This window comes from Vibrio frigidus (assembly GCF_042465995.1).
In the GTDB taxonomy this organism is placed as follows: Bacteria; Pseudomonadota; Gammaproteobacteria; order Enterobacterales; family Vibrionaceae; genus Vibrio.
The window spans coordinates 203,363-224,352 of sequence record NZ_JBCDMC010000002.1; the positions used below are offsets into that span (position 1 = coordinate 203,363).

General features: G+C 41.8%; 19 protein-coding genes, 1 tRNA gene and 1 pseudogene. 12 read left to right on the forward strand and 9 right to left on the reverse strand.

Annotation, left to right across the window (positions count from 1 at the left end; all coding sequences use genetic code 11):
- Position 1: 1 nt before the first annotated feature.
- A complete protein-coding gene (gene gloA / locus AACW90_RS04410) occupies positions 2-418 on the forward strand; it encodes a lactoylglutathione lyase (RefSeq protein WP_390231379.1) in 417 nt (138 codons plus the stop codon).
- Positions 419-553: 135 nt separating this feature from the next.
- Here the strand turns inward: gloA and AACW90_RS04415 are convergent, their stop codons facing one another.
- Positions 554-1,147, reverse strand: coding sequence for a VOC family protein (locus AACW90_RS04415; protein WP_390231383.1), 594 nt, complete (start codon positions 1,145-1,147; stop codon positions 554-556).
- A 217-nt stretch (positions 1,148-1,364) separates the two neighbouring features.
- Here AACW90_RS04415 and argS point away from each other — a divergent pair, with 217 nt between their 5' ends.
- Entirely contained in the window at positions 1,365-3,098 is a 1,734-nt protein-coding gene (gene argS / locus AACW90_RS04420; RefSeq protein WP_390231386.1) for an arginine--tRNA ligase, read from the forward strand.
- Between the two features lie 134 nt (positions 3,099-3,232).
- Positions 3,233-3,661 carry an HIT domain-containing protein gene (locus AACW90_RS04425; RefSeq protein ID WP_390231389.1) on the forward strand — a complete coding sequence of 143 codons (429 nt, stop codon included), beginning with the start codon at positions 3,233-3,235 and terminating at the stop codon, positions 3,659-3,661.
- A 38-nt stretch (positions 3,662-3,699) separates the two neighbouring features.
- Here AACW90_RS04425 and AACW90_RS04430 read toward each other — a convergent pair whose 3' ends face one another.
- The 4 genes from AACW90_RS04430 to AACW90_RS04445 form a co-directional block, all read right to left on the reverse strand.
- Positions 3,700-3,930 carry a FeoC-like transcriptional regulator gene (locus AACW90_RS04430; RefSeq protein ID WP_195703832.1) on the reverse strand — a complete coding sequence of 77 codons (231 nt, stop codon included), beginning with the start codon at positions 3,928-3,930 and terminating at the stop codon, positions 3,700-3,702.
- A complete protein-coding gene (feoB, locus tag AACW90_RS04435; RefSeq protein WP_390231392.1) occupies positions 3,927-6,206 on the reverse strand; it encodes a Fe(2+) transporter permease subunit FeoB in 2,280 nt (759 codons plus the stop codon). The genes AACW90_RS04430 and feoB overlap by 4 nt, the downstream gene beginning before the upstream one ends.
- A complete protein-coding gene (locus tag AACW90_RS04440) occupies positions 6,206-6,433 on the reverse strand; it encodes a FeoA family protein (protein ID WP_195703834.1) in 228 nt (75 codons plus the stop codon). Before AACW90_RS04440 ends, feoB begins: the two co-directional genes overlap by 1 nt.
- Before the next feature lie 197 nt (positions 6,434-6,630).
- Positions 6,631-7,500 carry a zinc ABC transporter substrate-binding protein gene (locus AACW90_RS04445; protein WP_390232062.1) on the reverse strand — a complete coding sequence of 290 codons (870 nt, stop codon included), beginning with the start codon at positions 7,498-7,500 and terminating at the stop codon, positions 6,631-6,633.
- Between the two features lie 91 nt (positions 7,501-7,591).
- Here AACW90_RS04445 and znuC point away from each other — a divergent pair, with 91 nt between their 5' ends.
- From znuC to AACW90_RS04465, 4 genes are all read left to right on the forward strand, one after another.
- The gene (gene znuC, locus AACW90_RS04450; protein ID WP_390231396.1) at positions 7,592-8,374 is read left to right on the forward strand and encodes a zinc ABC transporter ATP-binding protein ZnuC; all 783 of its coding nucleotides are present in this window, start codon (positions 7,592-7,594) and stop codon (positions 8,372-8,374) included.
- The gene (gene znuB / locus AACW90_RS04455) at positions 8,367-9,152 is read left to right on the forward strand and encodes a zinc ABC transporter permease subunit ZnuB (RefSeq protein WP_390231399.1); all 786 of its coding nucleotides are present in this window, start codon (positions 8,367-8,369) and stop codon (positions 9,150-9,152) included. Before znuC ends, znuB begins: the two co-directional genes overlap by 8 nt.
- Before the next feature lie 88 nt (positions 9,153-9,240).
- Complete coding sequence (locus AACW90_RS04460; protein WP_390231402.1) at positions 9,241-9,756, forward strand: VC2046/SO_2500 family protein; 516 nt, start codon at positions 9,241-9,243, stop codon at positions 9,754-9,756.
- Between the two features lie 207 nt (positions 9,757-9,963).
- The gene (locus tag AACW90_RS04465; protein WP_390231405.1) at positions 9,964-10,647 is read left to right on the forward strand and encodes an SDR family oxidoreductase; all 684 of its coding nucleotides are present in this window, start codon (positions 9,964-9,966) and stop codon (positions 10,645-10,647) included.
- A gap of 138 nt (positions 10,648-10,785) precedes the next feature.
- Here AACW90_RS04465 and adhE read toward each other — a convergent pair whose 3' ends face one another.
- Positions 10,786-13,470: a bifunctional acetaldehyde-CoA/alcohol dehydrogenase gene (gene adhE / locus AACW90_RS04470; RefSeq protein WP_390231408.1), complete on the reverse strand. Its 2,685-nt coding sequence runs from the start codon at positions 13,468-13,470 to the stop codon at positions 10,786-10,788.
- A gap of 577 nt (positions 13,471-14,047) precedes the next feature.
- Between adhE and AACW90_RS04475 the strand changes: the two genes are divergently transcribed.
- Positions 14,048-14,899, forward strand: a complete 852-nt coding sequence (locus AACW90_RS04475) for an ion transporter (RefSeq protein ID WP_390231411.1) — start codon at positions 14,048-14,050, stop codon at positions 14,897-14,899.
- Between the two features lie 99 nt (positions 14,900-14,998).
- On the opposite strand, the gene asd is transcribed toward AACW90_RS04475, so the two are convergent.
- Both asd and yejK read right to left on the reverse strand, forming a co-directional pair.
- On the reverse strand, positions 14,999-16,111 hold the full coding sequence (gene asd / locus AACW90_RS04480) for an aspartate-semialdehyde dehydrogenase (protein ID WP_390232065.1): 1,113 nt from the start codon (positions 16,109-16,111) through the stop codon (positions 14,999-15,001).
- A gap of 312 nt (positions 16,112-16,423) precedes the next feature.
- Complete coding sequence (yejK, locus tag AACW90_RS04485) at positions 16,424-17,431, reverse strand: nucleoid-associated protein YejK (protein ID WP_390231414.1); 1,008 nt, start codon at positions 17,429-17,431, stop codon at positions 16,424-16,426.
- Positions 17,432-17,515: 84 nt separating this feature from the next.
- Here yejK and AACW90_RS04490 point away from each other — a divergent pair, with 84 nt between their 5' ends.
- From AACW90_RS04490 to AACW90_RS04505, 4 genes are all read left to right on the forward strand, one after another.
- Positions 17,516-17,743, forward strand: coding sequence for a YejL family protein (locus tag AACW90_RS04490; protein WP_195703843.1), 228 nt, complete (start codon positions 17,516-17,518; stop codon positions 17,741-17,743).
- A 19-nt stretch (positions 17,744-17,762) separates the two neighbouring features.
- Entirely contained in the window at positions 17,763-19,562 is a 1,800-nt protein-coding gene (locus tag AACW90_RS04495; RefSeq protein ID WP_390231417.1) for a DUF3413 domain-containing protein, read from the forward strand.
- A gap of 142 nt (positions 19,563-19,704) precedes the next feature.
- Positions 19,705-19,795: transfer RNA gene (locus tag AACW90_RS04500), tRNA-Ser, on the forward strand.
- A gap of 140 nt (positions 19,796-19,935) precedes the next feature.
- Positions 19,936-20,340 carry a PAAR domain-containing protein gene (locus AACW90_RS04505; RefSeq protein WP_390231420.1) on the forward strand — a complete coding sequence of 135 codons (405 nt, stop codon included), beginning with the start codon at positions 19,936-19,938 and terminating at the stop codon, positions 20,338-20,340.
- Here AACW90_RS04505 and AACW90_RS04510 read toward each other — a convergent pair.
- Positions 20,254-20,967, reverse strand: a pseudogene (locus tag AACW90_RS04510) (transposase). The gene AACW90_RS04505 and the pseudogene AACW90_RS04510 sit on opposite strands and share 87 nt — an antisense overlap.
- Between the last annotated feature and the right edge of the window lie 23 nt (positions 20,968-20,990).

Below are 20,990 nucleotides of genomic sequence, written 5' to 3' on the forward strand. Positions count from 1 at the left end.
AATGTCAAATGGTCGCGTGTTACACACCATGTTACGAGTCGGTGATTTAGACCGTTCTATCGAGTTCTATACCAACGTTATGGGCATGAAGTTACTTAGAAAAAATGAGAATTCAGAATATAAATATACCCTAGCATTTGTCGGTTTTGGTGATGAGTCTCAGGGTTCGGTTATTGAACTTACCTACAATTGGGGTACGTCAGAATACGAAATGGGCAATGCCTTTGGTCATATCGCTATCGGTGTGGATGACATCTATACGACTTGCGATGCAATTAAGAACGCTGGTGGCAACGTTACACGTGAGCCGGGCCCCGTTAAAGGTGGTACAACACAAATCGCCTTCGTTAGAGACCCAGACAACTATATGATTGAATTAATTCAGAATAAAGAAGCAAGCGAAGGCCTTGAAGGGTAACCTTGAATTTTAATTGACTCTCGCTCTGAACGGACCTTCAGTTCACATCTAGAGTCAATTATTCGCCTCATTCTTTAACTAATGTCGCTGTATTATCCAATGGCAAAGCCCCTCATTAATACTAACCGAATGGATTCAGGCTTCCGATAAAACGACACGTTTCAATGTGTGTGGGTGCAGTTTTATACATACCCCACCCCTTTTAAACGCAACGGTCGGATTAGCTAAGCGCTCATCCTCTCCTTTAGGGCTAGAAATCTTAGTCGTTATTTCTAGCTGCGCCATTTTACCCCACGTTTCGTTCAATTTAGGAATGCGCAACTTTAGCTCTTCTAAGTATTCGTCAGCCGTCATTGCTTCAGATGGAACAACAAACTCTATGTGCTCCCATCCTTGCTCTGGATAGAGCTTACCTTTTGCTGGATAAGGTAATTCTAAGCATTCTACCGTCCAGCCTTGTACTGAGATAGGTTGCTCGAGTTCCAACACAATAATCGGTCGACCATTGATATGCGCAGAAGAAATCACCCGACCAAATTCTAACCACGCTTCATGAGCTTGCTCTGTTAGCTGGTAATCATTGATACGAAGAGCAATGTGATCAGCTTGATACATTGTCAAATCAAGCCCAATGTCTTGCATCAATTTGGTGATTTTATCTGAAAACTGTGACACGTTTTTTAGCATTTGCTCAGGTGTTAACTCGCATTCAAACAACCGGTTAATCATAGTGGGTTACTCTATTTGTCAATTTGTTCCCGATATTATCAATAACAACGAAAAAAAGTATAACAATTTGTTTTTCTTTATCTGTTAGCCAAGGGGTTAACTTGCTATTATTACCCTCATTTTTATAAACAAATATGCCGTATGCGTCCTATGTTGGCTTACGCAAGAACGCCGAAAACGCATAGCAACACAATTCTAAGAATTGAAGGAATCTCGTGTGAATATCCAAGCACTTATTAATGACAAAGTATCTCTGGCTCTTGTAGCCGCTGGCGCACCTGAAGGCAGCCCTGCTGCTGTACGCCAATCTGCAAAAGCACAATTTGGTGACTACCAAGCAAATGGTGTAATGGGCGTTGCGAAAAAATTAGGCATTAACCCAAGAGAATTTGCTCAAAAAGTATTGGACGTACTTGATCTTGATGGCATCGCTAGCAAAACAGAGATTGCCGGTCCTGGTTTCATCAATATTTTTCTAAGTGAAGCATTCCTTGCGAACCAAGCTGAGTTAGCACTCGCTGATGACCGTTTAGGTGTGGCAGTAGAAGAACAAAAAACTATCGTCGCGGACTATTCCGCGCCAAACGTAGCAAAAGAGATGCACGTAGGGCACTTACGCTCAACTATCATCGGGGATGCGGTTGTTCGTACCCTTGAGTTTCTTGGTCATAACGTAGTGCGTGCTAACCATATTGGTGATTGGGGTACTCAGTTCGGTATGCTTATCGCTAATCTAGAGCGTATTCAAAAAGAATCTGGCGAAGTATCAATGGAGCTATCTGACCTTGAAACTTTCTACCGTGAATCAAAAAAGCTGTACGATGAAGACGAAGAGTTTGCCAAGCTCGCTCGTAGCTATGTCGTAAAACTTCAAGGCGGGGATCAATACTGCGCTGAGATGTGGAAAAAACTTGTTGATGTCACGATGATTCAGAACCAACAAAATTATGACCGTTTGAGTGTTTCTCTTACCCGTGATGATGTGATGGGTGAAAGCATGTACAACGACATGCTACCGGGTATTGTTGCTGATCTAAAAGAAAAAGGGCTAGCGGTAGAAAACGACGGTGCTCAGGTTGTTATTCTGGACGAATACAAAAATAAAGATGGCGAGCCGATGGGTGTCATCATCCAGAAGCGTGATGGTGGTTTCCTTTACACAACCACTGACATCGCCTGTGCGAAATACCGCTACGAAACGCTAAAAGCAGACCGCGTATTATACTTCATCGATTCCCGTCAGCATCAACATCTAATGCAAGCTTGGACAATCGTTCGGAAAGCTGGTTATGTACCCGAAGAAGTCACACTAGAGCATCACGCTTTTGGCATGATGCTAGGTAAAGATGGTCGTCCATTTAAAACACGTGCTGGCGGTACGGTACGCCTAGCTGACCTACTAGACGAAGCACAGGTTAGAGCACAGAAGCTTATTGAGAGCAAAAACCCCGAATTAGATGAAGCTGAAAAAGAGGCGATTGCCGCTACCGTTTCAATGGCTGCTGTAAAATATGCTGACCTATCAAAGCATCGTACAACCGACTATATTTTTGACTGGGATAACATGTTGGCTTTCGAAGGCAATACTGCGCCATACATGCAGTATGCCTATACTCGTGCTGCATCTATTTTTGCGAAAGCAGGCATCTCAATGGATGGCATCACTGGTGACATAGTAATTACTGAAGAGAAAGAGAAGGCGATCATCGCGAAACTACTTCAATTTGAAGAAGCTGTTCAATCTGTTGCGCGTGAAGGTCAGCCCCACATCATGTGTAGTTACTTGTTTGAGTTAGCGGGTCTATTCTCTAGCTTCTATGAAGCCTGCCCTATTCTGGTGGCAGAAAACGAATCAGTTAAACAGAGTCGCCTGAAATTGGCGGCATTAACCGCAAAAACAATCAAGCAAGGTTTGTCACTACTTGGTATAGATACGCTAGAACGTATGTAATATTTTCAATATGAAAAGCCCCGTACAATACGGGGCTTTTTTATATATCTTGCTGCAAATTAACCGCTTATTGTTTATTACCATTCTCATTACATGTTATAAATAGACATCATGACACAACAGAGATCTTCGTGATGGCTTTTGCATTACATCCTCAATTAGAACAAGACACATTTAAGATTGGCGAATTCCCTTTATGTACCATTCTTCTTAATAAAGACGACAGTGTACCGTGGATAATTCTGGTACCGAAGGTCGATGGTGTAAAAGAATTACATCAGTTATCAATGGATCAGCAACATCAGTTTTTGATTGAAAGCCAAATTATCTCGAAGATGTTAGAAGCGCTTTTCTTACCCGATAAGCTAAATCTGGGTGCATTAGGCAATATGCTCCCTCAACTGCATATTCATCATGTAGCGCGTTTTATATCTGATATCGCATGGCCAGGGCCAATCTGGGGAAATACAGCAGGTAGGTATCGAGCCAATGATGAACAAAGCGAATTGATTAAGAAGGTAACAGATGAATTACTAAAGAGCCGTGTGTTTCAAAAACAGTAGGCTCTTTGTGTTTATAAGTGAAAATATAAAAATTATGACTACGAGATAACCGTCATTTGAATATCGTTGCTATGGACTGCCCTATACCTTATTTGCCTGACGTTATCTCTTTTATCCAGATCCACTATCCGCGATAGCGAACCTTTTGTAACCCATACCTCCAACATCGCATCGACACCGTCTTCACTCAGGGCGAATTTCTTAGCTAATTCAGTGCGCGTAACACTGCCTTGTTCAAAAATGTATGCTTTAAGATCGGAAAGAATCAAGCCATTGCCTCGGTTAAGGTCATCTGTTTCTGCCCTTCTTTCTTAAGTAAGAAGTAGGTTCCAATCCAAACAACAAGTACACCGACAACCCATGAGGCACTCGTTACTGGTTGCGCGCTGAAATGCATAACGTTGTAATAAAGCGCCGCTCCAGTATAGGCAAGCAACATAGTCCAGCTTGCAATAAATGCAGCATACTTACGACCAAACTCTTTCATATACGCGCCCATTGCGGCAACACAAGGTGTATAGAGCAGTATGAAAATTAGGTACGAAAATGCGGCATGCCCTGTGACAAAATTGGATTTAAGATTACCAAAAATGCTCGTATCAACTTCTTGCTCTTCCGCAACCGTCGCAATATCGGTAAGGTCACCAACCTCTATACCCATCGGGTCACTGAAACTCAGCCCCATCAAGTTTTCTGGAATAGTCATTACCGCGTCTTCAATACTGGCCGCCAGATCAAACTCGGCGCCCTCGTCGTTATTCGACGAAGAATACAAACTATTCAAGGTACCAACGACGGCTTCTTTAGCGAATATCCCGGTAATAATACCTACCGTTGCAGGCCAATTATCGTCGTTTACACCAATAGGACCAAAAATTGGAGTGATAACTTGAGCGGCTTTAGATAATACTGATTTGTCACTGTCTTCATTGCCGAATGAGCCGTCTGTGCCCAACGAATTAAAGAAACTTAATATCGTCACCACGACAACAATCGTCTTGCCAGCGCCCAATACAAAACGCTTCAATTTCTGCCATGTTTTTATGAGTACATTTTGCACGGTTGGTATTTCATAATCGGGCATTTCCATGATCAACGCATCACTTGAGCCCGGGTAGAGTGTTTTCTTTAATAGCATTCCAGTAGCAACTGCAGCAAGTATTCCCAATATATAGAGAGCGAATACGACGTTTTGACCACTGTTTGGAAAGAAAGCCGCAGCAAAAAGTGCGTACACAGGTAAGCGCGCGCCACAGGACATAAATGGAGCCATGGATGCGGCCAGTTTACGTTCACGTTCTTGATCCAATGTTCGTGTGGCCATAATCGACGGTACGTTGCAACCAAACCCAAGCACTAGCGGTACAAACGCTTTGCCTGGTAAGCCGATTTTTTGCATTACTTTATCTAAAACAAACGCCGCTCGTGCCATATAACCCGAACTTTCAAGAACCGCTAAAAACAGATACAAGGCGGCTATCACAGGGATAAATGTCGCCACAGTTTGAATACCACCACCGACACCGTCAGCAATCAAAGTGACAAGCCAAATAGGAAGATGAGCATCTAATAGATAGTGTCCACCATCGACCAGAAGCGCACCGACGCTGATATCAAAAAAGTCGATAAATGCGCTACCAATATTGATAGAGAACATAAACATCAGATACATAACAATAAAGAAAAAGGGTACCCCTACCCATTTATTTAAAATAAACAGATCCGCTTTTTCTGTAAAGCTACGGCTCAATTTCCCTTCGGACTTGCGGATATGTTTCAGTTCATTATGTATAAAAGAGTATTTGGTATCAGCGACCTGAAGGTCGATATCAATGTCGACATTCAATATCGTTTGACGAACCTTGGCTCTATCTTCTTCCGTGAGACTATTTAGTATCAACGCGTCATTCTCTAGTGCTCGTATTGCGAGCGCACGACTGGACACGGTCTCTTCATTCCAAATTGGAGCTAAAGTCGCGATAGCCTGTTCTAAATCATCACCGTAGTTGAGGTTATGGACAGAAAGCGCGACACCTTGAAGCAGAATTTTATGGAGTTTTACTTTAAATTTATTGACTTGCTGTTGGTCGTTTGCAGAAAGAGTGAGTACTGGACAGCCAAGGGTCTTTTCAAGTGCTTTAACATCAAGAACCTGCCGTTCTCTGGCAAGCGTATCCATCTTATTCAGTACGACTATCATTGGTCGACCGAGCTCTCTTAACTGCAGTGTTGTATACAAACTTCTTTCTAAGCAACTTGCATCTACAACGTTAATGATAAGGTCCGCTGGATGCGTTAATACCGCTCGTGAAGCGATGGACTCATCAATGCTATTCGCGTCGTTTCCACTATCTAGAGCATAGATTCCGGGTAGGTCCGTTAGGCTAAACTTGTTGCCCGAATGATATAGAAAGCCCGTTTTCTTCTCGACGGTGACACCAGGCCAGTTTCCTACTTGTTGCTTCGCACCGGTTAAAGCATTAAATAGCGTTGTTTTACCGCTGTTCGGGTTACCTACAGTGAGAATTTTATATTCAGTTTGCATTAAATTGCCTCGACATCAATTTCTGAAGCAATATTTTTACGTACTGCTAGAGACATTCCTCTAACTCGAACCTGAATAGGGTCACCCATTGGTGCGCGGCGAATCACTTTCACCTCAGTGTTCGGAAGCACGCCCATCACCATCAGTTTTTTTCGCAACTCTAATGTCAGATTTGAAAACGCCCTAATTTTTGCGCTTTCACCATCTTTCAATTCTGATAGTTTCATGGTTGGCCCTTAAATATGCTCAAATGATAATAATTTCTATTAAGGTATAGTATCAAGTAAGCGCATCATTTAAATTGTTCTATATCAACTTCCTTATTAAAAATAATTATCATTTAGATAAACCTCTGAATTCCAACAAATCACAGACACTTTGTCCCGCTTAAGACAGTCGATTATCTTTGAGAAAATAACAGATATTAATAAGACAGGCACTCTTTGTAAGCACTTGCTAACCCTTCTATAAATCTAAAATAGGCGCCACTCGTTGGTTCAAAATCGGTGGCTAATGGGTCGAGCACACCAACAAACACATCGCTTCCGCGTATGACAGATTCAACAGTGGCTGGCTTAAACTGGGGTTCGGAGAACACACAAGATGCGGCACCATTTTTCAGTGCACTACGGATCTGGATCAAGGTTTTTGCACCGGGCTTTCTTTCAGGAGAAAGCGTAAAGTACCCAATTTTATTCAATTGAAAATAGGATTCGAAGTATCCATAGGCGTCATGAAATACGTAGTAACCTTTGTTTTTATACGGGGCAAGTTCGGCTGTTATCTTGGTGACACTCTTATCCAAATTGGAAACGAATTGAGTGTAATTAGCTTGATACTGAACGGCATTTTCCTGATCTATTTCCGACAGTTTCAAAGTAATTACGCTCGCTATTTGCTTGGCGAGTGTTGGACCAAGCCAGATATGTGGGTCAACACGTCCATGGTCATGTCCTTCGTGGGATGTTTCGTCAGAATCGTCATGCTCATCAATTGCGATATCACTTTCAGATAGCTGAAGCGAGTTCTCTGACCCTAACAACACTTTCTCTAAGAACGGTTCTAACTCTGGCCCAAACCAAATAACGAGATCAGCGCGTTTTACCGTCTTTAGATCAGAGGGCTTCATCGCATAATCGTGCGGAGATGCTGTCGAACTGATTAGCGAGTCTGGTTCTGTAATACCTTGAGTGATCTCTAATGCGATTAGCTGAAACGGCTTAATGCTTGTAATAATCGTTGTCGCATAACTCAACGGGGATAACACTGTTAGCAAAAATAGAGAGGACTTGATAATTTTATTCATTTATACGCTACGTAATCTAGTTTAAATTTCAGACCGAATGTTATATTATAACAAGTCGCTTTGTAAATGAGATTTATTCATGACCTCGCTTGTCAGGATGAAAAATATTAGTGTTCAGTTTGATGACCGTGATGTGTTAGACAACATTAGTTTAGAGATAAACACCAACGAGATAACCACCATTATCGGGCCGAATGGCGCCGGAAAATCGACATTAATTAAAGCGCTTCTTGGATTGGTAAAGCCTTACAAAGGACAGATAGAAAAGAAGAAGAAACTCACTATTGGTTACGTCCCTCAAAAACTCAAATTGAATGACACTTTACCGCTACACGTTGACCGTTTTCTTAAACTAGCCGGAAAATATAGCAAGCAAGAAAGGATTACTGCACTCAAACTTGTCGGCGCAGAACATTTGGCTCGAAACGACATGCACCGGTTATCTGGAGGCGAAAACCAACGGGTTCTTCTTGCGAGAGCACTGTTACTGAGGCCTGAACTTTTGGTTTTAGATGAACCAGCCCAAGGTGTCGACGTCCAAGGACAAATTGAGTTATACAACCTGATAGAAACCATACGACACCGTTTTCAATGTGCGGTACTCATGATCTCGCATGACCTACACTTAGTTATGGCCAAAACAGATAAAGTTGTCTGTATCAATCACCATGTTTGCTGCTCTGGTGAACCCGAAACAATCAGTACCCACCCATCTTATGTCGCCTTATTTGGTCGTCCAAACGATGAATCCCTCGCTTTTTATCATCATTCTCATAGCGGACACCACGATTTGTCCGGCTATCCAAATGAGAAAGGTGATTGTTGTTCTGAAAACCATGAGGTAGCTCACCGTCATGATTGAGTTTTTACTTCCCGCTATTTTTGCTGGATTAGGTATCGCCATTATCGCTGGACCACTAGGCTCCTTTGTTGTGTGGCGGCGTATGGCGTATTTTGGAGACACGTTAGCCCATGCATCACTGCTTGGCTTAGCGCTTGGTGTACTTTTAGATATCAATATCTACCTTGCACTTCTTGTTTGCTGTCTAGCTATAGCACTCATTTTAGTCGCCTTACAAAAGCGCCAACTCGTTGGGACAGATACCTTACTTGGTATCCTTGCACACAGTGCTTTATCTTTAGGTTTGGTCTCTATCAGCTTTCTAGATGATGTACGAATAGATCTAATGAGTTACCTGTTTGGCGACCTGCTTTCGGTTTCACCTTCGGACATCTATTTTATCTACCTTGGCGTCATCGTCATTTCAGTTATTCTTTACTATTTTTGGCAACCATTGTTGTCGACAACAGTGAGTGAAGAGCTTGCCGCTGTTGAAGGCACCAATGTCGATCTTATGAGACTGATATTGATGTTACTTATCGGCACTGTCATCGCCGTAGGGATGAAGTTTGTTGGCGCATTGATTATTACTTCCCTGCTTATCATACCTTCTGCAACCGCAAGGAAGTTCTCTAGCACACCAGAGCAAATGGTTTTCTTATCATCTTTGATTGGTTGCGTTTCTGTATTGCTAGGTATTGCGCTTTCTTGGCATTACGACACACCTGCCGGCCCCTCTGTGGTGGTTTCCGCTGCGGCGCTGTTTATGCTGTCTCAATTTAAGAAGTCATCTGAATAATTCCAAAAATATTCCATAAAATCATCGAGATTTAGACTAAAGCTTCTCACACATATGCCGATACATTGGCATCAAGCGAGGAGCTAACATGCAGTTAACCACAACGGACATAGCAGAACCGGTCACCCTAGCAGTTATCAATGAACTGCAAGTGGGTGACAATATCTGTGCCGCTGTTAAACAGCATCGCCGAGCCGACTTCGCCCTTTTAGTCGCGATGTTTTCCGAAGATATTCGCGAAACGGTATCTATCTCTCCTGTCGACCTAACGTCCAATTCAGAATCAGAGTTAAGAGACAAACTGCAGGTACCTATGAGCGCTGAATTGCGTTCGAATCAAGAAAGCTATCTCAAAGGGGCCCGGATATCGCAGCAATTTCACCAAGGTGGGTTACAGAGCGCCAGATTACAAAACGGGTTGAATCCTGATTCGTTAGCTTATTTGGCTGAGCACACACACGACTTAGGTGAAGACGTTTATCGAAACCTGTCTTTCCACACAAAAAGAGCACTTAAGAGCACCCCAGCACCGACCCTCACCGATCATCTCTATCAAAAACTTGTTATTAATCAAATGAGAAGCCAGATAAACTACTCTGTGTAATCACATTTATTAGTAAATGCAGCACCACCGATCATAAAATTACGTTTCACAAATAGGCTAGTTCAGTGTGAGATAAGCCTAAGCCTGAACATTTAGTCGCACGAGAATTTGCATTTCATGATGCTATTCACAACTTGTTTGCTAATTATTAACCACTATTAAATCCATAACACCTTGAATTTGCAGTGCAGTATTTAGAGGGAAACAATGGATATTAATGGTTCGGTTATTCTTATCACGTCGGCAGGCACACCGCTTGGTAGCACACTAGCGGTTCATTTTTCATCATCTGGTGCAAAAGTAATTGCGATCGATACCGACTCTCAGAAACTGGATGAGATACATTTTCGCTGTAAAGAGAAGTCGACCACCGTCCTTACCTACCCTGTTAAAGACTATTCTGAAAACAGTATTAAACAGCTTTTCGAGACGATAAAACAGGATCTTCAACTCTCAATTGATGTATTGATTAACTACTGGCCAAGCTTACCTTTACCCACATTAACTAACGGTGTTAGTACGGAAAAATTTTCAGAGCAATTAACGTCACTCGCCTCCCCTATATTTTGTTTTGGTCAAGCTGGTGCAGAACATATGCAACTCAACAAGAAAAAGAACCTAATCATCAACATGATTACCTTCCCACTTAGACAATCTAACATTGGACAGGATAGTGCGACGTATATGATTTCTGGCTTTACAAAGAGTTGGGCAAAAGAGCTAGCCCCTTTTAATATTCGCGTAGGCTGTGTCATACCTGGCGTATCTCATACCTCCGATAGCGACGAAATAGAACACTGGGCCGTCATTCAAGACGAGCTAATTCGGAGTGCAGAATATATTGTCTCCAACGAGTATTTTAATGGCCGGGTAATGGCAGCCGAGGCGTGACATTAATACCACTTTCAAAGCGAAACATCGAATTCCCTAAATTCTGAACATAAAAAAACCCATTGACATAATCAATGGGTTTTTGTCTCTATATTGAGAGAATTACGTGCTAGCGAAAACTCTCTAACTCAACAAGACTTACTTTTTCTTCGCTATTGTAGCGGCTGGCTTTTGATCATCTTTCTTCTTGATAACCGTTGTACCTTCGAACGTTTCGCCTTCGACGTACGGCTGACCATGGAAAGAAGTCAATAGTACTTCTTTAAGCTCAGAGATTAGCGGGTAACGAGGGTTCGCACCAGTACACTGGTCATCGAACGCGTCGATAGAAATCGCATCAACTTGTGCTACAAAATCAGCTTCAGAAACGCCCGCAGCTTTGATTGATAGAGGAATATCCAAATCAACCTTAAGTTCTTCTAACCAAGTAAGTAGACGCTCGATTTTTTGAGCGGTACGGTCACCAGCTTGAGATAGACCCAAGTGGTCTGCAACTTCTGCATAACGACGACGCGCTTGTGGGCGGTCATATTGTGAGAATGCAGTCTGCTTGGTTGGGTTGTCATTTGCGTTATAACGAACTGTGTTCGAGATAAGTAGTGCGTTAGCAAGACCGTGTGGCAAATGGAATGCGTTACCAATCTTGTGCGCCATTGAGTGACATACACCTAGGAATGCGTTAGCAAACGCGATACCCGCGATTGTTGCTGCATTGTGTACTTTCTCACGAGCGATTGGGTCGTTTGCACCGTTCGCATAGCTTGAAGGTAGGTATTCTTTAAGCATCTTAAGCGCTTGAAGAGCCTGACCATCTGAGTATTCGTTCGCAAGTACTGAAACGTAAGCTTCTAGTGCGTGAGTTACGGCATCGTAACCACCAAACGCCGTTAGAGACTTAGGCATGTTCATTACAAGGTTTGCATCAACGATAGCCATCTGAGGTGTTAGCTCATAATCCGCTAGAGGATACTTAGCACCTGTTTTGTCGTCAGTAACAACGGCAAACGGAGTCACTTCTGAACCAGTACCTGAGGTAGTAGTAATACAAACAAGCTCTGCTTTTTTACCCATTTTAGGGAACTTATAGATACGTTTACGGATATCCATAAAGCGCATTGCTAGTTCTTCAAATGCTGTGTCTGGGTGCTCATACATTACCCACATGATCTTCGCAGCATCCATAGGTGAACCACCACCAAGAGCGAGAATAACGTCAGGCTGGTAGCTTTGCATTTGAGCAGCACCTTTTTCAACAACAGATAACGTTGGATCTGCTTCTACGTCGAAGAAAGTCTGAACTTCCATACCTTGTGCTTTAAGTAGGCTTACGATTTCATCAGCATAGCCGTTGTTGAATAGGAAACGGTCAGTAACAAGGAACGCACGTTTCTTACCTTCTAGGTCGCCAAGCGCGATTGGAAGGCTACCACGACGGAAGTAAATTGATCTTGGAAGTTTATGCCACAACATGTTTTCAGCTCTCTTAGCAACAGTTTTCTTGTTGATTAGGTGTTTAGGACCCACGTTTTCAGAGATAGAGTTACCACCCCATGAACCACAACCAAGCGTAAGAGAAGGTGCAACATTAAAGTTATAAAGATCACCGATACCACCATGAGTAGTTGGGATGTTTATAAGAATACGAGCTGTTTTAAGTTTGTCACCAAAGTAACGAATACGATCCGCGTTTACATCTTGGTCAGTGTAAAGACCAGACGTGTGGCCGATGCCACCAATCTCTACCATAGTAACCGCTTGAGCGACAGCGTTTTCAAATGAAGACGCACGGAACATACCAAGCGTTGGAGAAAGTTTTTCATGAGCGAATTCGTCGTCATAAGAGACTTCGCCAAGGCCTTCGCCAACAAGAATCTTAGTATCCGCAGGAACTTTGATACCCGCCATTTCAGCGATTGCTGTCGCAGGTTGTCCTACGATTTTAGCGTTAAGTCCGCCGTCGATAAGCAGTACTTTACGTACTTTATCCGCGTCAGACTTGCTTAATACGTGACCTTTGTGAGAAGCGAAACGCGCTTTAACTTCGTCATAGACTTCATCCATAACGATGACGGCTTGCTCAGAAGCACAAACAACACCGTTATCGAACGTTTTAGACATAAGAATAGAAGCAACTGCACGTTTAACATCTGCTGTGTCATCGATAACAACTGGAACGTTACCTGCTCCAACACCGATAGCAGGCTTACCAGAAGAGTAAGCGGCTTTAACCATGCCTGGACCACCAGTTGCAAGGATAAGCGCGATACCGTCGTGCTTCATAAGAGCGTTTGAAAGCTCTACAGATGGTTGGTCAATCCAACCAATGATATCTTTTGGTGCGCCCGCGGCTACTGCCGCATCTAGTACAATTTTTGCTGCATCGTTAGTAGAATTTTTAGCGCGTGGGTGTGGCGAGAAGATGATACCGTTACGTGTTTTTAACGAGATTAGAGATTTAAAAATCGCTGTTGACGTTGGGTTAGTTGTTGGAACGATACCACAGATAATACCGACTGGTTCTGCGATAGTCATGGTTCCCATGCTGACGTCTTCGTCTAGCACGCCACACGTTTTCTCATCTTTATACTTGTTATAGATGAACTCAGAAGCGAAGTGGTTTTTGATAACCTTGTCTTCAATGATACCCATGCCAGACTCAGCAACCGCTTGTTGTGCAAGAGGTATACGAGCTTGGTTAGCTGCAAGAGAAGCCGCGCGAAAGATCTTGTCTACTTGCTCTTGAGAGAAAGTAGAAAATTCTTCTTGTGCGATTTTAACTCGTGCTACTAAAGCATCTAGTTCAGCCAAATTTGTTACAGGCATAATTAATCTCCATAAATTAAAAAATATTAAAAACTCTTTATTAAGGCTGTTGAGCTCTTGCTTTGAATCGTTCATTCACCATTTGAGGTAAAGTGAAAGAACACTACAAACTTAGTAAATTGCTTTCAGTACTGAGTATAATATTTCACAGCTTGAAATTAATTGACTCAGATCAGTTCTGAAAAACTAATTATCTAATCAGGGGTAATTAACTTCTATGATTGAGTCTATCACTTTGTTTTTAAAAATAAAAATAAAAAATTTTTATGTTCAAAAAAAAGATAACCTAAGCCGCGTAAGTATTTCTTAAATAACAGGTTTCGTAAATAACTTTCACTTTACTTACAAATAACCAACTTAACCACAAGAACGACGTGCTACTAAGCAGTATATAGCTTGTTTTTGACAACACCACTTAACATGACCATATTTCTCAAAAATGTGCGCTTTTTAACAAAATATTCACCAATTACTATAGGTGATTACGTCCCTCGCTTCTTTCTACAGAAGAACCTCCCTATACTAGACGGTGTTATCGCTCAATTCGAACACAACCAAAAACTATTAAGAGTGCAAAATGGACCAAGGGAATAAAACGCTTAAACATAAAACGTATGTCATTATATTTGGTACCCATACCACTGCAGGAAAGGTTTTCGACATATGCGTCATTGTCGCTATTTTACTCTCTTTATTGGTGCTGCTACTCGACTCCGTTTCCTCTATCAGCAGAGAGTGGTCAGATACGTTTCATTTTTTAGAGTATGGATTCACAGGCCTCTTCACTATTGAGTATTTAATTCGACTCTGGTGTTCACCAAAACCAACCGCATATGCCAAAAGTTTTTATGGCGTCATTGACGTACTCGCTATCCTTCCTACCTATTTAACGATCATCTTTCCTTCCGCGTCTTTCATGACCGTGATTCGATTGATAAGGGTTTTAAGGATTTTCCGAATATTAAAACTGGTTAGATACCTACAAGACTCCAACATATTGCTTAGATCCTTACTGATGTCACGCCGGAAGATATTTATATTCTTCAGCGCCGTCGCGATATTAGTGACTATTTTTGGTGCTTTGCTTTATGTCATTGAAGGACCAGAGCACGGCTTCACCAGCATCCCTCAAAGTATCTATTGGGCCATTGTGACCATTACCACCGTTGGTTACGGTGATTTGGTACCTCAAACTGGGTTGGGTAAAGCTGTTGCAGCCATAACCATGTTATTGGGTTACTCCATTTTGGCCGTTCCTACGGGTATTATTACCGCCGAATTGAGTCAAGAAATGAATTCGCACAAAAGCTTGGTCAAATGTCCTAATTGTATGAAAAGCGGACACGATCCTGACTCTATGTTCTGTAAACATTGTGGTAGTGAGCTTGCGGATCCAGACAATCGAGTAGTATCTGCAGATGATGAGTAATAAAAAGGCGCAACTTAAAAAGTAGTGCGCCTTTTATTTTTTCTATATTTACTTCAATTAAAAAGCTTATTTAGAGACAGTTCAATGACGAATTATCTCCTATTTTGATTCAAGAATTATTCTCAATGTTCTACGAAGTGGTTCAGCCGCACCCCATAACAGTTGGTCACCCACTGTAAATGCATTCAAGAAATCGTTACCCATAGTCATTTTACGTAAACGACCCACAGGGACGGAAAGTGTGCCAGTTACTTTCGCAGGGCTCAGCTCTTGTGAGGTAATGTCACGATCATTAGGGATGACTTTAACCCATTCATTATGAGACGCGATAATATCTTCTATCTCGTCCATTGGTACGTCTTGCTTGAGTTTGATGGTCAACGCTTGAGAGTGACAACGCATTGCCCCGATTCTGACGCAGGTTCCATCTATAGGGACAGGGCTCTGCTGAAGTCCAAGAATTTTATTCGTCTCGACTGTCGCTTTCCATTCTTCTTTACTCTGACCATTGTCGCGTTTTACATCAATCCAAGGGATAAGCGAACCGGCGAGGGGAACACCAAACTGATCGGTAGGGAAAGATGATGAACGGATTGTTTCTGCCACTTTTCTGTCGATATCTAAGATCGAGCTAGAAGGGTCAGCAAGTTCGGTACTAACCGATTCACTAATGGTGCCCATTTGAGAAATAAGTTCACGCATATTTTTCGCACCAGCGCCAGAAGCCGCTTGATACGTCATCGCACTCATCCACTCTATCATGCCTTTTTCATATAGGCCGCCCAGTCCCATTAGCATCAAACTAACAGTACAGTTGCCACCTACAAAAGTATTCGTTCCACCCGCAATGCCTTGTTGAATCTGCGCTAGGTTAACTGGGTCAAGCGTAATAATTGCATCGTCTTTCATGCGAAGCGTCGACGCCGCATCTATCCAATACCCTTTCCAACCAGCTTGGCGTAATGCTGGATACACTTTTTCTGTATAACCGCCACCTTGACAAGTAATAATCGCATCGAGCTTCTTTAAACTCTCAATATCAAAAGCATCTTGTAACATCCCTGTATTTCTTCCAAGCTGAGGTGCTGGGATACCAATCTGAGATGTACTATAAAAAACGGGTTCGATATGGTCGAAATCTTTCTCTTCTACCATACGCTGCATTAATACAGAGCCGACCATACCACGCCAGCCAACTAGACCTACTCTCATCATTTTCTACACTCCGTGTGAATTCAATATATCTCCTTCCATAATTAATGATTTATTGATAAAAAAACAAGTTTTTTTATGTGAAACTCAAAAAAATCTAATCAATCGGCTATTTTCAACAGTTTACTGGAAGGGTATTTGATAATCACTCTCGTTAGGCTTGTTGTTGCGAGGAAAAAGAACAATGTTCTATATGATACGTGCATGGAGTATTAGTCATAAAATGTGTTTTTAGAGTCACTTTAGCCATCAATTGGCAAATCGCACGTATAAAAAAAGGGCTTACGCCCTCTTTTTACGTTCAATTACTGATCAGCCATTATTTTTTCGCGTCAGTTGATCTTTTAGGTTTGGTGGCGTGCCTTTAATAGTTAACGTATCCGTTTCAGGATCATAAAAAACCCGCTCACCCAATAGCATACTGTCGAAATTAATACTCAAACCACCGCCGGCACCAACATACTTGGTCAGTTTTCTCACAGTGCTTCTATCTACAGGGAATTTATCTTCCAGTTCATAGCCACGCTCCTCGGTGTAATCCAAAAAGCTTGTCCCATCGGTACTTGTCGGTAACTCGCCAGATAGTTCTTTAACTTCTAACTCTTCATTGGCCTTGACTTGTTCACTACAATAATCAAATACTTGTTTTTTGTAGCTTGTGGTTTCTTCTTTATCAAGCTGCGCATCGGTACAATAATCATCAACCGCTTGCATCAATACTAGGTTCTGATGTTTCGTATCTAAACCCACTTCAGCTTGAAGAAAATCCAAAAAGAAATCGGCGATTTTTCTGCCAACCCTTCCTTTTATATAAGAAAGATATCGGTTTGATTCAGAGTCCGTCTCATACGTAGATAAGTCGATTCGTGCCACGATATCCATTTTGCTAATATCAAGGTAGTCCGTAGCACTGATATCAAGCCCTTCCGTTACCTTTAAGCTCTGATGCGATGGCAATAACGCGATGAACATATAATCAGTTGCAAGTGACTGATATTCGGCCAGGACCAAAATACCTTCATCTGCAAATGGGTACTTTGACAGTTCATCTTTTAATCTCAGCGCACAATTTTGAGAGAAATCGTAAAAACTTCTCTCTCCTTGGCGAAGTTCTTGCAACCAGTTCTTAAAGTTGCTGTCAGATTGAAAGGCGGCAAAACCTTTACCCGCTTTTGCATTAAAAACACGGTGAAGCTCTGACACTAGATCTTCGGAAAAACGATTATTTTCAAGGGATTCCGTCCGGTAGTTGACGGTTAGTTCATCCTGATCATTTTTAGTTAATTGATGTAAGATGACATTAGATATATTTAGGCTCATAGCGAATAAATTATGGTTTCGATTTCAGTTGTGATGAAGAGTAGGTTATCATAAGCCGCTTTCACTATCATTATTAGAGTTACTATGCCGATTACATCAAAATATAGCGATGACCAGATTGAAGTCATTCTCACTGAAATAGCAGCCGTATTAGACAAGCACGGTGCAAGTTCAGAGCTTTCACTCATGATTGCTGGCAATATTGCTACCAACGTTTTGAACACCAATGTGCCTGCAACGCAACGCAAAGCAATAGCAGAAAAATTTGCACAAGCACTTCTTTCCTCTATGGAAGAAAGCAAAACTCACTAATATATAAGAAAGAAATTAAATGGTAGATAGCGGAAATACATACGGTGACCGAGTCTCTCGACTAGTAAGTTGGGGTCATTGGTTTGCCTTTTTCAACATAGTTGCCGCTATGTTGATAGGTACGCGTTACATTAGCCAATCACCTTGGCCCGAAACCATCCTTGGCCAATTATATTTGGTGGGGTCATGGATTGGGCATTTTAGCTTTCTAATTTTCGCCCTCTATCTACTCATACTCTTTCCACTTTCTTTTGTCATTCCTTCTAGGAAACTGTACCGTTTTGTAGCGGTGTGTTTTGCAACGGTAGGGTTAACACTTCTCCTATTAGATACGCAGGCATACCAGCAAATTCATTTGCATCTAAATCCTGTGGTTTGGGAATTACTACTTGAAAAAGATCAAAGTAACATTGCGACTGAACTTCAGCAGTTGTTTATCGTGTTACCGGTCATATTTTTATTGCAGCTGGCCCAGTCAGAATGGATCTGGCGTAAACAAAGAAAACTGACCAATAAACGGGTTGGACGCTCAATTACCGTTCTATTTTTTGTCTGCTTTATCTCTAGCCACCTGATGTATATCTGGGCTGACATTTCGTTCTATAAACCCATTACCGCCCAAAAAGCCAACTTCCCGCTCTCTTATCCAATGACAGCGAGAACCTTTATGCAGAAACACGGGCTGATAGACACCGCCGAATATAATAAGCGCCTAGAAGAAGATGAAAAACTGACACCTTTAGTTAGATATCCTCTTGAGCCATTGAAATACAATAGTAAGGCAAAAAACTACAACGTTGCCATTGTCATGGTTGAAAGCCTAAGGGCTGATTTCATTACCGATGAAACCATGCCTAATCTTGAACGCTATGCTAACGAAAATATTCGTTTTACCGACCATTACAGTTCGAATAATGATTCTGGCAGTCTATTTGGACTCTTTTATGGGATTCCGGGTAACTATAAGAAGAGCCTTGTTTCGCAAGAACTACCGCCACTTGTTATAGAAGAAATGGCAAAGCGAAACTATCAATTTGGATTTTTCGGTAGTGAACATTCAGACAACAATGAGTCTAAATCCACAATATTGAAAGCGACCAAATCTGCATTTGACCTATCGGAAGACGGAAAAGACGAGACAACCATTTCAAACTGGTCAACTTGGCTTGAAACCAACGCAAAATCTCCATGGTTTAGCTATATCGAACTTTCTACGATAAGCAATTACGAGTCATATGAGAATAAAACGGCAACGGGTTCTCCAACGGATAAACTCAAGGCCTCCTATTCTAAGGCCAGCACAGACTTAGATTCACTACTAGAAAAAGTGTTTACCACCCTTACCAAACAGAATTTGGCGGATAATACGATTGTAATTATCACCTCCAACCACGGGATAGAGTTTAATGAAACGAAATCCAATAGTTGGGGAGCCGACTCGAATTACAGCCGCTACCAGCTGAATGTACCGCTCGTTATACACTGGCCAAACAAACCCGCTCAGCTGCACGCTCATAAAACGAGTCATTTTGACATTTCAACCACGCTCTTACAGGACCTTTTTGGTGTCTCTTCAAACCCGCAAGACTATAGCAGTGGTAAAAGCCTGTTAAATAAGTCGTCACGGAAATGGATATTGGCTGGTGATGGTATTGATATCGCACTGATTACGGACGATTACACAACCGTAGTAGACAAATATGGAAACTACAAAGTGTACGATGACAATTATAAACGCGAAAAAGACTCGAAGACTAAGCTATCTATATTGATGCTTGGCTTATCAGAGCTAAAACGTTTTTATGAGTCTGAACAATAAATATATTGATGTAATAAAGGACGTAATCAAGCCATCCATGACTCGTCCAGAGACAGATGTTGCACTGATTGCACAAAAAAACATCAAACAGTCATATCAGGGGTTTACAAGTAATTCTAACCCCTATATTATGCGTCCACACGGAGAGATGGCTGAGTGGTCGAAAGCACCGGTCTTGAAAACCGGCAAGGGTTTGTAGCCCTTCTAGAGTTCAAATCTCTATCTCTCCGCCACATTCGAAAACCCACTGCTTGCAGTGGGTTTTTTCGTTTCTGTTATTTAAAAAAACGATCTACTTTTGATCTACTTTCCAAATTAACCTACAAGTAAAATCCTTCAAGCAGTTGTATGATACGGTTTTCACTACATATATTTGAATACTTTAAGTCATTTGAAAAAGGTAGCGATAGGTAACTATGCAATTACAATCGGTTCAAAAACGACAACTGGTGGTGTTATTAGCGATAATTCTGGCGTAATAGTAAACAACCAACCTATTGCTTTAGTCGGAGATATTGCAAATTGCACATGTGGTAGTAAATCTTGTAGAGGTAAGGGACCAATCATAGAAACAAGTCCAAGAAACATTATTCTGAATGGCGTGTCATTTGCAAAAATAAAGGACTATGTCGATACAAGTTGTGAAAATTGTTACTTAGCGGAAAGTCCAAATGATGTAATTTTAGGCGCTTCAGCTACAACACCTGTAAATATGGGGAATGGGGTTTCTATTGGTAATGGTGTAAGCTTCGTCAACCTTGGCATCATAATTTCTTAATCTTAATATCCCGCCGAGCAATTTCTTCACCTGAAATAACACCGTCTCTGAGAGGGAACCTTTATGATTACCATACCGCATTTTTCAATGCTTATTTGAACCGCATAGCTTCTGGCAACCGACCGCTAGTTTCCGGGGATGACCTCGTTCCCAGAAGGCGGACCCTTCCCCCCTGCGGTATGATTGGAACCGCTCGTTTGATACGAACTGTTTCATAACACAACTTTGTATTCTAAGCACCATCACCTGATATTTCATTGATTCTTCAGCAGGTTTGTTTGAGTAAGGTAGGCTACACTTCAACATCGGTCACATTCGATAGACTTAGTTCAGCAGCAATGATTTCATGCGTGTTGCTATCTACCACTAGATGTAACCTTTCGCCAGATTCGGCGCTTTCTGTCAATGTCATTTTTTTTACTTTCCACTCGCCATTACCATAGACTTTGAGCCCCGTAACATCAATAGTAAATCACCAAACAAACGAGGTATTCCACGGTTGCCTTGCTTGACCTGTTTCCAGTGTTGGGTTACCTCTTCATAAATTCAAAATATCAGTGCACCACGATTAATTAAAGCTTGGTTATGTCGCTTCCAGTTGATTGTTTTGTCACGGGGCTTTGACATTAGTCTGAATATTTGAATAACGT

What these genes read in the sequence shown, in the direction of transcription:
- znuB (WP_390231399.1), top strand. Translation starts at nt 8,367, where the DNA reads ATGATTGAGTTTTTACTTCCCGCTATTTTTGCTGGATTAGGTATCGCC.
- feoB (WP_390231392.1), bottom strand. Translation starts at nt 6,206, where the DNA reads ATGCAAACTGAATATAAAATTCTCACTGTAGGTAACCCGAACAGCGGT.
- adhE (WP_390231408.1), bottom strand. Translation starts at nt 13,470, where the DNA reads ATGCCTGTAACAAATTTGGCTGAACTAGATGCTTTAGTAGCACGAGTT.
- AACW90_RS04465 (WP_390231405.1), top strand. Translation starts at nt 9,964, where the DNA reads ATGGATATTAATGGTTCGGTTATTCTTATCACGTCGGCAGGCACACCG.
- asd (WP_390232065.1), bottom strand. Translation starts at nt 16,111, where the DNA reads ATGAGAGTAGGTCTAGTTGGCTGGCGTGGTATGGTCGGCTCTGTATTA.
- AACW90_RS04440 (WP_195703834.1), bottom strand. Translation starts at nt 6,433, where the DNA reads ATGAAACTATCAGAATTGAAAGATGGTGAAAGCGCAAAAATTAGGGCG.
- AACW90_RS04495 (WP_390231417.1), top strand. Translation starts at nt 17,763, where the DNA reads ATGGTAGATAGCGGAAATACATACGGTGACCGAGTCTCTCGACTAGTA.
- znuC (WP_390231396.1), top strand. Translation starts at nt 7,592, where the DNA reads ATGACCTCGCTTGTCAGGATGAAAAATATTAGTGTTCAGTTTGATGAC.
- yejK (WP_390231414.1), bottom strand. Translation starts at nt 17,431, where the DNA reads ATGAGCCTAAATATATCTAATGTCATCTTACATCAATTAACTAAAAAT.
- AACW90_RS04475 (WP_390231411.1), top strand. Translation starts at nt 14,048, where the DNA reads ATGGACCAAGGGAATAAAACGCTTAAACATAAAACGTATGTCATTATA.
- AACW90_RS04425 (WP_390231389.1), top strand. Translation starts at nt 3,233, where the DNA reads ATGGCTTTTGCATTACATCCTCAATTAGAACAAGACACATTTAAGATT.
- AACW90_RS04415 (WP_390231383.1), bottom strand. Translation starts at nt 1,147, where the DNA reads ATGATTAACCGGTTGTTTGAATGCGAGTTAACACCTGAGCAAATGCTA.
- AACW90_RS04460 (WP_390231402.1), top strand. Translation starts at nt 9,241, where the DNA reads ATGCAGTTAACCACAACGGACATAGCAGAACCGGTCACCCTAGCAGTT.
- AACW90_RS04490 (WP_195703843.1), top strand. Translation starts at nt 17,516, where the DNA reads ATGCCGATTACATCAAAATATAGCGATGACCAGATTGAAGTCATTCTC.
- gloA (WP_390231379.1), top strand. Translation starts at nt 2, where the DNA reads ATGTCAAATGGTCGCGTGTTACACACCATGTTACGAGTCGGTGATTTA.